The 12,752-nt window shown below is 51.4% G+C and carries 10 protein-coding genes; 1 reads left to right on the top strand and 9 read right to left on the bottom strand.

Annotated features, from left to right (window positions below; all coding sequences use genetic code 11):
- Positions 1-269 precede the first annotated feature (269 nt).
- From CBP31_RS04380 to pilM, 7 genes are all read right to left on the bottom strand, one after another.
- Complete coding sequence (locus CBP31_RS04380; protein WP_087035046.1) at positions 270-1,685, bottom strand: SPOR domain-containing protein; 1,416 nt, start codon at positions 1,683-1,685, stop codon at positions 270-272.
- Positions 1,682-2,761 carry a 3-dehydroquinate synthase gene (gene aroB / locus CBP31_RS04385; protein WP_087035047.1) on the bottom strand — a complete coding sequence of 360 codons (1,080 nt, stop codon included), beginning with the start codon at positions 2,759-2,761 and terminating at the stop codon, positions 1,682-1,684. Before aroB ends, CBP31_RS04380 begins: the two co-directional genes overlap by 4 nt.
- A 14-nt stretch (positions 2,762-2,775) precedes the next feature.
- Positions 2,776-3,294, bottom strand: coding sequence for a shikimate kinase AroK (aroK, locus tag CBP31_RS04390; protein ID WP_087035048.1), 519 nt, complete (start codon positions 3,292-3,294; stop codon positions 2,776-2,778).
- 640 nt (positions 3,295-3,934) lie between these two features.
- Entirely contained in the window at positions 3,935-4,588 is a 654-nt protein-coding gene (locus tag CBP31_RS04395; protein ID WP_087035049.1) for a pilus assembly protein PilP, read from the bottom strand.
- Entirely contained in the window at positions 4,585-5,220 is a 636-nt protein-coding gene (locus CBP31_RS04400) for a type IV pilus inner membrane component PilO (RefSeq protein ID WP_087035050.1), read from the bottom strand. Before CBP31_RS04400 ends, CBP31_RS04395 begins: the two co-directional genes overlap by 4 nt.
- Complete coding sequence (locus CBP31_RS04405; RefSeq protein WP_087035051.1) at positions 5,217-5,909, bottom strand: PilN domain-containing protein; 693 nt, start codon at positions 5,907-5,909, stop codon at positions 5,217-5,219. The genes CBP31_RS04400 and CBP31_RS04405 overlap by 4 nt, the downstream gene beginning before the upstream one ends.
- Positions 5,897-6,970: a type IV pilus biogenesis protein PilM gene (gene pilM / locus CBP31_RS04410; RefSeq protein ID WP_161492505.1), complete on the bottom strand. Its 1,074-nt coding sequence runs from the start codon at positions 6,968-6,970 to the stop codon at positions 5,897-5,899. The genes CBP31_RS04405 and pilM overlap by 13 nt, the downstream gene beginning before the upstream one ends.
- A 161-nt stretch (positions 6,971-7,131) precedes the next feature.
- On the opposite strand from pilM, the gene CBP31_RS04415 reads away from it, so the two are divergent.
- The gene (locus CBP31_RS04415; protein WP_087035053.1) at positions 7,132-9,510 is read left to right on the top strand and encodes a penicillin-binding protein 1A; all 2,379 of its coding nucleotides are present in this window, start codon (positions 7,132-7,134) and stop codon (positions 9,508-9,510) included.
- A gap of 275 nt (positions 9,511-9,785) precedes the next feature.
- Here CBP31_RS04415 and oxyR read toward each other — a convergent pair whose 3' ends face one another.
- Positions 9,786-10,682, bottom strand: coding sequence for a DNA-binding transcriptional regulator OxyR (gene oxyR / locus CBP31_RS04420; RefSeq protein WP_087035054.1), 897 nt, complete (start codon positions 10,680-10,682; stop codon positions 9,786-9,788).
- A 250-nt stretch (positions 10,683-10,932) separates the two neighbouring features.
- A complete protein-coding gene (locus tag CBP31_RS04425; protein ID WP_087035055.1) occupies positions 10,933-12,408 on the bottom strand; it encodes a dihydrolipoyl dehydrogenase in 1,476 nt (491 codons plus the stop codon).
- Positions 12,409-12,752: the final 344 nt, after the last annotated feature.

Below are 12,752 nucleotides of genomic sequence, written 5' to 3' on the forward strand. Positions count from 1 at the left end.
CGCCGTGCGGTTTGAAGATCTTGGTGGCGCTCCGCGCCACCGGCCAGCTAAAGCGGCCTCTACGGTGCAACGTTGTGAAATTTGGCGTGGTTGTGGGTCTTGAACGTATAGCCAGCAGAATATTCGACTTACCTCCCCGTAACCTATTGAATTCATTGATGCTGAATTTACTGAAACATAGCTGAGCTTTGTGGGTAATCAGGTAATGTTGAGTTAATACCTTGATTAACCATTCAACATTACTCATTCAACATTGCGTGAGCGCCTAACTACCGCACAATTTCTTTTTGCACTTGTCCGAACGGTTTAGGCCAAGGTTTAGCGGCTTGTAATTCTGACGCCAGCCCGTTAATCGCATCGCGGGCATGCTTTGCCGATACATAGTCGCCTTGGACTAAGACAAACCAAGGTTGACCGTCAATGGTACGCGGATAAACCCAAGCCGGATTAAGTTTATGCTGACTTACCAGCGCTTCTAATACCGACTTATTGCGCCCCGCCATTAGCTGCAAAGTGTAACGCTGACCAGATTTTTGCTGCAAGCTGGCAACACTGCCTAAATTAGCTTTGGCAGCCGCATTTTGGCTGGCTGCAGGCGCTTGTGCAGCAGGCTGCACAGCAGGAGCCTGAGGCGCTGCAGGCTTAGCAGGCGCCGTTTGTGCCGTCACCGGCGCACTAGGTTCGCGTTGCATCAGCTGGTTCACCACTTCATCTTCAATCACCACCCGCTCTTTATCGCTATCATCTGGCGTTTCGGTGTCAGACGCCGCTATGGTGGGTGATTCAGGCAGTGTCGGATTCGCCCACGGCTGTACCACGGCTTCGCCATTAGCATTGGTATTGTTAAGCGTATTATTGGCATCCGCGGTAAGCGGCTGGCCGCTATTTGGGATACCCGAAGGCAGCGCGCTAAGATCGTCTTGCGGTGACTGAGCAAGCTCAGACTTGTCTGGCCCGCCGGTTAAACTCACGATCACTATCAGTAACAGCACCACTATCAGTACCGTGAGTAATGCTTTAACAGATTTTTGCTCTAGTAGCTGACGATAGTCTTGTATATTCATCTGTGGCTCCATCATGGCGATTGCTTGGCCCGGATAATGAATATCCTGAGCGGCGTCTTGGGGGGGCTGAAATTTCAAGGCTTGCCAAAGTTGCTGTTGGTCGTCGGCCGTTAAGGGCGGCACTTCCACTTCTAGCATTTGGCTTTGCATCACCTCATCAAGCTGCTGGCGCACTTGTGCGGCCCACTCGGCAGTGCCCAATAACAGCATAAAAGGCCGCACCGCTGCCGGCAAGGTCCCGTAGAGTTGCACCAGCTCTTGCAGTTGAATATCCGTCAACCAAGCGCCGTTGTCTACCACCAGTAAGCGTTTATGTAAGCTCTGTGCTAAGAGTCGCGTCATGGAGTCCACTAACGAGTCTTGGGCGTCAAAAATAGCCCCAGGAAACCAATGGCTGAGTAGCGCTTCGCGAAAACGAATGTGGCTATCGAGTGTTTTCGCATCCAATATTACCGGATAACTGAGGCTGGCTTGCTCGATAAATAAGTTGGCTAGATGGGTCTTACCCGCGCCCTCTGGGCCCGTAAGCAAGATAAAATCGGTTTCAAGACGGGAAAGGTGACGCAGCCGCGCGAGCAGCTGCTGCTGAGAAGAAAAAGGTAAACTTACGGTGTCGGTCACACCAAGGATTCCGACACCACCAAGCCTAGCTGTTGTTCACTAACGTCACTGACCACCTGCGCACTGCCAATACCGAGCGGTAATATCAGGCGTAATTGGCCGGCCAATACCTTTTTATCGCGCATCATGTGCGGCAAGTATTGACTTAAACCCATGGTTTCGGGCCCGGTGATCGGCAGTTTGGCAGCCAGCAATAGTTGTTTAACGCGCTCAACTTGTTGGTCTGTCATTTCGCCGCGTAAGCGCGCCGTGTAACAGGCTTGCACCATGCCCACCGCCACCGCCTCACCGTGCAACCAATTGCCATAGCCCATTTCGGCTTCAATGGCGTGGCCAAAGGTGTGCCCAAGGTTAAGCAAGGCGCGCACACCATGCTCACGCTCGTCACGGCCCACCATGTCGGCTTTGATTTCACAGCAACGGCGAATGGCGTAACTTAAGGCGCTGGGCTCTAGCTGTTGTAAGCGCGACACATTTTGTTCGAGCCAGCTAAAGAAGTCCGCATCCCAAATAATGCCGTACTTAATGACTTCCGCCAAACCAGCGGCAAATTCCCGTTCGGGTAAGGTTTGTAAACACAAGGTGTCTATCAGCACTAGTTGTGGTTGATAGAAGGCACCAATCATGTTTTTACCCAAGGGATGGTTAACCGCGGTCTTGCCCCCTACTGAGGAGTCAACTTGCGCCAATAACGTGGTGGGCACCTGAATAAAAGGCACGCCACGTTGGTAACAAGCTGCGGCAAAGCCGGTTAAGTCACCAATCACACCGCCACCTAAGGCAATGAGCGTGGTGTCGCGGCCATGATTACCGGCCAGCAAAGCGCCCATCACCTGATTAAAGGTGTCTAAGCTCTTAAACTGTTCGCCATCGGGCAGCACCAAAGACTCAACTTGCAGTGGCGCTAACGCCGCCAACAAGGTGTCTAGGTATAAGGGCGCCACCACTTCGTTGGTGATGACCATGACTTTGCTGCCACTAATGGCATTACGCAACAGTTCGCCTTGAGTGAGCAAATGCTCAGCAATGAGGATGGGGTAGCTGCGCTCACCCAAACTTACGGTTAACCTTTCCATGGATCTCCTGTCCGTTACAGGCCGATCAGCTCGGCGATTTGATGGGCAACCAATTTGGCGCCTTGCTCGTCGGTGCGTACTACGTAGTCGGCAATTTCTAGATATAACTCGTTACGTTCCGCAGCTAATCGGGTCAGCACGTCTTCGGGTGCTTCTTCGGTTTGCAGTAGCGGGCGACGTTTGTCTTTTTGTACGCGAGCCAGTTGCTTCTCTACCGGTGTTTCTAAGTAGACCACAATGCCACGCGCCGACAGCCGGTTACGGCTTTCTTTGCTTTTGATGGAGCCACCGCCGGTCGCCAACACTATGCCCTGTAACTCACTCAGGTCGTTGATGACTTTTTCTTCACGATCGCGGAAGCCTTCTTCGCCTTCGACATCAAATACCCAGCTGATATCGGCACCAGTACGGCGCTCAATCTCATGATCGGAGTCATAAAACTCCATATGCAGTTGCTGCGCTAGGTATTTACCGATGGTGCTCTTGCCCGCACCCATAGGCCCTACAAGGAAGATATTGCGTTTCTCAGCCATGTTACACGAAATTCTCACAAACGAATGCGCCCCACGAACACCGCAGGGTCGACGATGGACCTAACCTTAACTTTCTGAAATGGGACGCCGAATTATCGCAACTGAACCGGTCGCTGGCAAGCGACAACAGCCATTAGGGATCAAAGAGGTCTTGAGTCTGTCCTCATGCCTGGCGTCTCACTTCTCGTTTTAGGTCTCTTGGCGGGCTATTTAGCCGCTGTTGTTCAAGGCATACGAATACTAAAATTCAAATACTAGGGCGCACAATACGGGGCGCGGCCCAGATAATCAACTCGCGCTTACTACATTCATGCGCCGTGAATACCGCACCGTTTTCCATAAAGCTCGGATGTAGGTGCTGTTTTAACCGCGAAATGGCGCAGCACGCCATCCTAACGCCGAGTTCATCTCATGGCATGGTTTTGCAAATTCAAAAAATGGTGGTGCTTAAGATAAGAAAAGCTGACCGGTGGCGCGCAGCGGCACCAAAAACATCACTAGGAGTACAGCTGTCATACTGAGATTTGATATTCGCCTATTAATTAAATTTCTTGTTTTGTTACACAAAACCGGCCGGCTGAAGTCGGCCTCTACATTCGTACTGAATATGAATACTGGCGTTGCTATGGGCTCGCGCTGATTAATACAAATGTAAGGTAATGGCCCGAGGGTGATGGCAGCCCGCGTGCTTTGCATAGCTGGGGGTAAGCGTCACAGATTGCGCTGTGATGGCCGTTATCTTGCCCAGATCCTCGCCTAAATCAGCTGCGACTCGATTATTCACTTTAGCAACCAACCGCTGACCAAGCGAGACTGGATAAATTTCCGCATCCGCCACTTGAATCAGCGCCGAAGCGGCCCCGCTACCCTGCTGCTCGTGAAATACCGCGCGCAAAACCAAATCAGGCAGTGGCGCTAATTCACAATTAGGCAGATGCTCATTGGCCTGCAGTTCAGCGTCGGTGGCGATATTTAGACTGGTGTTGATTTCACTGGCTGGGCGATTCGCCGCTAAAGATAACGGCTCCCAGAAAAAAGGATTACGCGCCGCATGAGCTTGATAGACAAGCACTGGGTAAGCCGTTACCGGTAAAAAAGATGGCGGCCCATTTCCTTCTTGAGTTTTGGCTTGGGCTTTAGTCTGGGTAATATAGTCGACCATGGGCTCGGGCTCATTGCAGGCACTTAACATCAAGCCTGCAACCATCAATAGCACCCAGTTCACGTAAGGTAAGCGAGGCAATCCGCTTAAGCCGAGTGTACGGGCCAATATTTCAACGCTATCGTGCTTCATGGTGAGCCACCTTCCTCCCGATTAGCATAGACATAAGCGGTCGCTAACACGCTCATATTCAACCGCTCATGCGCCGGATTAAACTCAACGCCACTATCAGCGACGGCAGGCTTAATGGTTGCTCGACGTATCTCTAAGCTATCAATCACCACCACACGGGGCAGCGCCGATACTTCTGCCGCAAACTGGCCTAATTGGTGATAATCCCCTTGTAAATGAAGTTGCAGCGGTAACTCGGTGGCAAGGGCTAACGGACGCTCGGCCTGCCATTGAAAACCGCTGAGCACTAGACCATGAGTTTTGGCCAAGGTACTGAGATCCTTAAGCAAGGTTGCTGCTTGTCGCTGATTGGGCAGTTGTTGCATGGCGCTCGCCACTTGCTGTTCTAACTCAAGTAACTGTTGCTGATAGGCCGGTAAACTGGCAGCTAATTGCGCTTTATGATGAAAAGTACGCTTTAACTCTGCCTCTTGTTGCAGTGCTTGCTGCCATTGCACCCAGTGTTCATTCAGATAAAAATAGCCGCCGCTTAAGCACAATAGCGCCGACACCAAGCCCAGTAACAGCCACTTAGCGCTGCTCGGCCACAGCGCAACTTGCTCTAACTCCAACTCATGTAAGGTCCAGCTCATGACTCCTCCTCTTCGATACTAGGCACTGTAGCAACCCCACTTGCTGACCAAGTCGGCAGAGATGGCATGGCAGGAATCGTGGCACTGGACGGTATGGATATTGGGGGCTGTATAGCTATTGGAACAGTTACAGTTTCGGGAGCCGATATAGAGAGCTGCAATGAAAACTGCTTAGTCAGGGCTTGATCGGAAATCCGAGCATCACCAGGTAAGGCTTGGGCTTGCAGTCGCGGCTTACTCAGCCAAACAGCTTGCTCTATCTGTTGTACTAACAACGACAATTGATGGTAACTCTGGGCTTGTCCTTTTAGCTCCAGCGCTTGTTGCGCTAAATGGACGCTATCTAGCCTTACACCTGCAGGCAGCCAAGTGGGCAGCTGATTAAGCAGACGCACGGCTTGGCTGCGCCTTTGTTGAAATTGCCCAATTAAGTCGCTGCGCGCGCTCAATTGTTGGCTTTGTTGGCGCACTTGCTCTATATGACGCAAAGCCTCGTCGAGCTCAGCGCTTGCCTGCTGCAGCTGAGTATTACGCAGCTGCTGGGCTAGGGCTTGTTGCTTGATTTGGTGGGTCGTCACCAAGATGGCAGCCACGGTTAACACAGATACCAAGGCCAGCTGCCCGATAAAACGCTTTTTCTGTCGTGCTTGGTGCTGCGCCCGCCAGGGCAATAAATTTATATTAGACATGGCGAACTCCGACGTAGCGCCAAGCCTAAAGCGGTACTAAACGCCGGCGCCTCCGAGTAATGATGAGGCTCACCGCCAAACATGACACTAAAATCCGGCAGCTGCACGGCTATGCCTAAGGTATGACTGAGGCGCGGCACTAATTGCGCAAGATCCGTATCACTGCCGCAGAGCAGCAGTTGCAAAGGCGACGTTTGGCCTGAGTTACTGCAAAAAAGCTGCAGCTGGCGTTGTGCTTGGCTGGTAACCTGCGCCATATAGTGTTGATTGCTTAACGTGGCTGGTTCTGAGTCTGCGGCCAAGGGCTGTAAACGCTGATAAATAATCTCACCTTGGGATATCACCATAAAAGTGAGACTTTCGGCGCTAAGCTCTAGCACGGCCACTCGCTGCTCGGGCGGTGGCGCTAATAAAAAGCACACCGCTCGCGCCAAGGCATGGCTGCCAATATCTACCACTTGTGCGCGCCAACCGACTTGGCGCAGGGCATCAACGCGGGCTTGCACATGCTCGGTACGAGCGGCACTGAGTAGTATTTTATCGCGATCTGGATGCAGCTCACTGGGCCCGAGTATTTCGAAATCTAAGCTTATTTCAGCTAAGGGAAAGGGAATGTGTGCCGCCGCTTCTTGCTCCATATGATGCGCCAGCATTTCAACGGGCAAGCTATTAGGTACATGCACTATTTTAGTGGTCACGCTGCTGCCGCTTACGGCAGTGGCCACGTTGCGGGTGGGTACTTTAAGCATACGGCGCAACTGCTTAAGCGCGTCTACCACTTGCGCCATATTGTGTAATTGGTGATCTACAATAGCGCCGCTTGGCGTGGCCACACTGGCCATGGCCTGCAACTGATACGCCGTTGGCTGGTCGGCAATAGCAGGGAGGGCACGCAGCGCCACCGCATTAATACGCTCACACCCAAAATCGATACCGAGTAAGGTCTCGCTTAAAGGGTTTCTTTTAAATACGCTGCAGGCACTAAAAATCGTGCTCAGTTTAGAACTCAGCTTATTACTTAACTTTTTGCTTAACTCTTTGCTTAAATTAGGGCTCAACATAGGCATCCATGCAGTTGATGAGTCGCGGCTTAAGCATAGTCAGCATCGGTAAGTTGCGGGCGGGATTGAGTGTTTAAAAAACAAAGCGCTCGAATAAACACGCCGACACAGGATATACTTGCGGTCTAAATGAGCGATAAATAATTCTGGGTTACTACTTCATGCTTAAATGGCTAATTCGCCTCTTCATATTCGGTCTATTCTTAAGCTTTTGCGCCATAGCTGGCGTGTTTGTGCTTTATCAACAGGTAAAGCCTGAGTTGCCAGATGTATCCGAATTAAAAGATATTCGTCTTGAAACGCCAATGCGTATCTTCAGTCAAGACGGTGAGCTGATCTCTCAATATGGCGAACAACGCCGTACGCCAATTGCGATTGAAGACATGCCACCGATGTTGATTGATGCGGTATTAGCGACCGAAGATGCACGCTTTTATGAGCATCCAGGCATAGATGTGATTGGTATTAGTCGTGCGGCCGTCGTCTGGTTTACCACAGGTGAAAAACGCCAAGGTGCCAGTACTATTACCCAACAGGTAGCGCGAAACTTCTTTTTAACCCGGGAAAAAACCATTACCCGCAAAATCAAAGAAATTTTCCTCGCCATGCACATCGAATCTTTGTTGAGCAAAGATGAAATTTTAGCGCTGTATTTAAATAAAATAGCGCTGGGTCATCGTTCTCATGGCGTGGGTGCGGCGGCACAAGTGTATTACGGCAAAGAAGTGGCGGATCTGACTTTGGCAGAAGTGGCCATGATTGCCGGCTTGCCCCAAGGCCCCTCCGTATTAAACCCCATCAGCAACCCCACTCGCGCCGCAGAGCGCAGAGCCGTGGTGCTGGGCCGTATGCTAGATACTGGCAAAATTAGCCGCGTACAATATAACGACGCAATGGCGGCACCGGTGGCGGCGCGCTACCACGGCGCCGAAATTACCCTCAGTGCACCTTATATCGCAGAAATGGCGCATCAATTCGCCTTAAGCATGTTTGGTGAAGATGCTTATACCAAAGGTTTAAAAGTCTATACCACAGTGCAATCAGAGGAGCAGCAAGCAGGCACTCAGGCACTGGTGGATGGTTTGCTGGCTTATGATTTACGCCACGGTTATCGCGGTGCCACTGAGCAATTATGGCAAGGTGCACCTTGGTCAAACGAACAAATCACTGAGCATTTAGCAAGCTTACCCAGCTATTGGCCATTAGAGCCGGCGGTGGTTACCGCAGTGGCGGCGCGCAGTGCCACCGTGCAAGTAAAGAATAAAGGTGAGCTGACCTTGGCGTGGGATGGCCTAAAATGGGCGCGTCCTTATATTGCTGACAACCGCCAAGGCCATGCCCTGCGCCAAGCCAAAGATGCCGTCGCGGTGGGAGATTTAATTTGGGTGCGCCCGCAAGGTGAGCAGTGGATGCTGGCGCAATTGCCAGAAATTAACGGCGCGCTTGCCGCCCTTGACCCCAATAATGGCGCTATTACCTCGCTGGTGGGTGGCTTTAACTTTACCTTAAATAAATTTAACCGAGCCCAACAAGCAGAGCGACAAATGGGTTCTAATATTAAACCCTTTATCTACTCTGCAGCACTGGATAATGGCTTTAGCCTAGCCAGCATGGTCAATGATGCGCCCATTAATCACTGGGATCCGGGTACCAGAAAAAGCTGGCGGCCACGTAACTCACCAAACGTCTATGACGGCCCAATGCGCGTGCGCGAAGCGCTAGCCCGCTCTAAAAACGTGGTCTCTATTCGTCTATTGCAAGGCACGGGCATTCCGATAGCCCTGCAACGCCTCAACGACTTAGGCTTTGATACGGCGAATATTCCTGCCACCGACAGTTTAGCTTTGGGCTCGCCCTCTGCCACGCCTTTGCAAATGGCTACCGGCTACGCGGCGTTTGCCAATGGCGGTAAAAAAGTCACGCCATTTGTGGTGCAGCGCATTGAAGACAGCAACGGCATCATCTTGTATGAAGCCGAACCCATGGTCACACAGGTGATCAGCGAAGAGACCTCGTTTTTAATCAGCGAAGCGCTTAACTCCGCCATTTGGGGCGGGAGTAGCCGTGGTCGGCATTGGAACGGTACCGGTTGGCGCGCAGGAAAAGCGTTAAACAGACAAGATATTGCCGGTAAAACTGGTACCACTAACGAATCTCGTGACGCTTGGTTTTCTGGCTTCACCCCAGATCGCGTAGCCAGTGCTTGGGTGGGCTTTGATGACTTTGGCCGCCCATTAGGCCGCACAGCTTACAACGCAAACCTTGATGGCAGCCAAGTAGCCGGCGGCGAGTTTGGCGCCAGTACCGCCCTGCCCATTTGGATTGGCTATATGAAGGCCGCACTCGCAGAATTTCCTGAGCGCGACCGACCTATGCCCAGCGGTTTGTATACCGCGACTATCGACCCTAACACGGGCTTGAAGACCACAGGCAAAGGGATAACTGAGTATTTTGTGCCCGGCACCGAGCCTAAATACTACAGCCGACCAGAAACCAGCCAATCCTTTGGTGGCACCAGCGTTACGGATGATTTGTTTTAAGTAATAGCGCCGAGCTCCCAGCACCAAGCGCTAAGCTAAATAAAAATCCACGCCAAGGCGTGGATTTTTGTTTTGGGTACAGTGCAACTAGAAAAACGCACCACCGCCAACATATTGCACCAATGTAGTCGCGTACTTTAGCCGCGAAATCCTGCGCAGCAGGATCTTATGCACAAACCTACCCCTTTGCGATGAATGGGGTTTAGATTCGTTAATATATGAAAGATCAAAGCAAAGAGGTTGCTTCGCCGCATTGCACCGCTCAAAGCAGCGCCTTACTTAACCACAATATCAACGCTGGTTTTAATCAGTTTCGCCATTTCGTTAAAACAAGGCCGGCGCACTGAATGATTACGGTGTAATAAGCTGATAGCTCGGCTGGGCTCGGGGTCCACCACCGGAATATAACTGACGCCGCTGTCTGTCAGCAGCGGATTAATCGCTAATTTAGGCATTAAGGTTAGGCCAGAGCCGGCGGCCACCATGTTGCGTAAGGTTTCAAGACTGGTGGCTTTAAAGTGCTGATCTTCGCCAATACCGGCGGCGAAGCAAAACCCCAGGGCTTGATCCCGCAAGCAATGGCCATCTTCCAGCATTAATAGCTTCTCGCCTGTTAGCTCGCTTAAGGCCACTTGGCGACGGTTAGCCCAAGCATGGTCGTGGGGCACAGCCAGTAACATGGGCTCGTGATACAGAGCTAAGCTGCCAAAGTTTTCCATGTTATCGAGTTGCGCCAAAATCAAACAATCGAGCTCGCCATCGGCTAATTGCTTGAGCAGGGTATGGGTCTGCGCTTCATATAAATACAGCTGTAACTCAGGAAAGTGCTGTTTAAGGGCTGGAATAATATACGGTAATAAGTAAGGGCCTACGGTGGGGATCAAGCCGATGTGCAGCTCACCGGACATGGGATCGGTAAAGGTGCGCGCTATGTCTGTTAGCTCTTTAGTTTCTGCCAATATGCGCTTCGCCTGAGCGGTAATAGCGTCGCCAGCAGGGGTAAATAATACCGAACGCGAGGTACGCTCAATCAGTATCACCCCTAACTCTTCTTCTAATTTTCGTAACTGACCGCTCAAGGTCGGTTGACTAACAAAGCACTTCTCGGCGGCCTTACGAAAGTGGCGCTCTTGGGACAGCGCCACTAAATATTCCAAATCCCGTAAATTCATATAGATCCTTAAAGCAGCGCCGCTGCGGCAATGTTGAATTTTAAATGTTGAATGCTTAATTAACATATAAACATTACATCTAGCCTCTATCAGTCACGGTTTTGAACACTGAAATAATGTCTTTTTTGAATGTCGCTGCGCGCCATCCTAACAGGCCGTATAGCAGCTAAAGCAAGCTGCTACAAAGATGTTACTGTCTTTTTAATTCAACATTAAAAATTAACCATTCAACATTGCGCTCGGCGCTGCCCTAATCCCCTACTCCGCATTCCATGCAGCGGTCTTCGATGGCGGAGCCTAGTTTTAAGTTGGCGTTTAAATCGCGCAGCGCGGTTCTTAAGCCTTCTTCTACGACCGGATGATAAAACGGCATGGTCAGCATTTGGGCCACCGTCATTTCACTTTGATGGGCCCAGGCTAATAAGTGTGCCAAGTGTTCTGCCTCTGGCGCTATCATCTCAGCACCCAAAAAGCGGCCGGTAACGAGTTCACCGTATACACGCAGCAAACCTTGATTGCGGCGCATCACTCGGCTGCGACCTTGATCTTCAAAGCTCGCTTCACCAACGGCAAAGCAAGTACCAGATTCAGAGCTATGTTGGCCGCCCTGTTGAGAACGCAGCTCTAATGCCTGATAGCTTTCGCCGACCATGGCGATTTGCGGCGAGGTAAAGACGATAGACAAAGTGCTGTGTCTGAATCCTGGCAACACCTGTGGAAAGCGCGCCGCATTATCGCCAGCAATGCGCCCCTGATCGTTAGCCTCGTGCAACAGCGGCAGTAAATTGCTGGCATCCCCTGCGAGAAAAATATGCGCCATGCTGGTTTGCATGGTGTGTGCATCTACTACCGGCGTGCCCTTTTCATCCAGCGCTAAGTCCAGCGCCTCCAACCCCAGTTTATCCACATTAGGCCGGCGACCGGTGGCGGCAATCACATAATCCACCAATATAGCTTCATTAACGCCTTCGGGATCAGTAAATTCAATTTCAACCTGCTCCCCTACCCTATGCATGCGTTGCACTTTGGCATCCGTGTCTAAATAGAACTCGGCACTGAATAATGTTTGGGCGTAGTCCATCACCTTTTCATCGGTAAAGGGTCCTAACTTTCCGCCTCGGCCCAGCATCCACACTTTAACACCTAAGCGATGCAGCGCTTGCCCAAGCTCTAAGCCAATCACACCGGGGCCAAATAAGGCCACCGACTTAGGTAAGTCGTCCCAAGCAAACACATCATCGTTGATCACCAGTCGATCGCCCAATTGCTGCCAATCGTTGGGATAGGTTGCTCGCGAGCCGGTGGCAATTACGATACTGGTCGCCGTAACTTGAGTGTGTTCATCCACCATTAAGGTATTGGTATCGACAAAACGGGCACAGCCGCTGAGCTTATTTTCAGCTGGAATTGAGTCGATGGAGTCGATAACCAAACTGACGAAGCGATCCCGCTCGCTCTTCACCCGCTGCATCACCGCTTTGCCATCTATGGTGAGCTTGCCCGGCTGAACACCAAAGCCGGTGGCTTGGCGCACTGCATGGGCGCTGTCGGCGGCGGCAATCAATAACTTAGAGGGCATACAGCCCACTCGCGCACAGGTAGTGCCGAGCGGGCCAGATTCAATAAGCAGCACCTTTTTACCTTGCTTACTGGCGGTACGCCAAGCGGCTAAACCCGCAGTACCACTGCCAATAATGGCGACATCGACTTGCAGCTGTTTGCTCATACGGACTCCTAAGAGAGAGGACTATGTAAAAACAATCTTGCTAGGTTAGTCTAAATCCTCAACTGAAACAGCTAGCCGCGTCTTAAATTAATAACAGCGCCGAGCTGACAGAGCAAATCTAAAGAACCACTGACAAGAGCTATTTTTGCCACGGAATCCACGGAACAGGTCACAAGCGACAAGAATTAACAGCACTAAGCGCCGAGCTAACATATACACCCAGCCCTTTGTTGAGCTTGGTGCTTAGCGCTTGGTGCTCGGCACCGTTTTTGCTTGCCCCCTTCACCCCTTACGCTTCACCCTTCACCGACTGTCGTCAGGATGACTGCTAAGAACAGCACCAA

The sequence above is a fragment of the Oceanisphaera profunda genome, from assembly GCF_002157895.1.
Taxonomy (GTDB): domain Bacteria; phylum Pseudomonadota; class Gammaproteobacteria; order Enterobacterales; family Aeromonadaceae; genus Oceanimonas; species Oceanimonas profunda.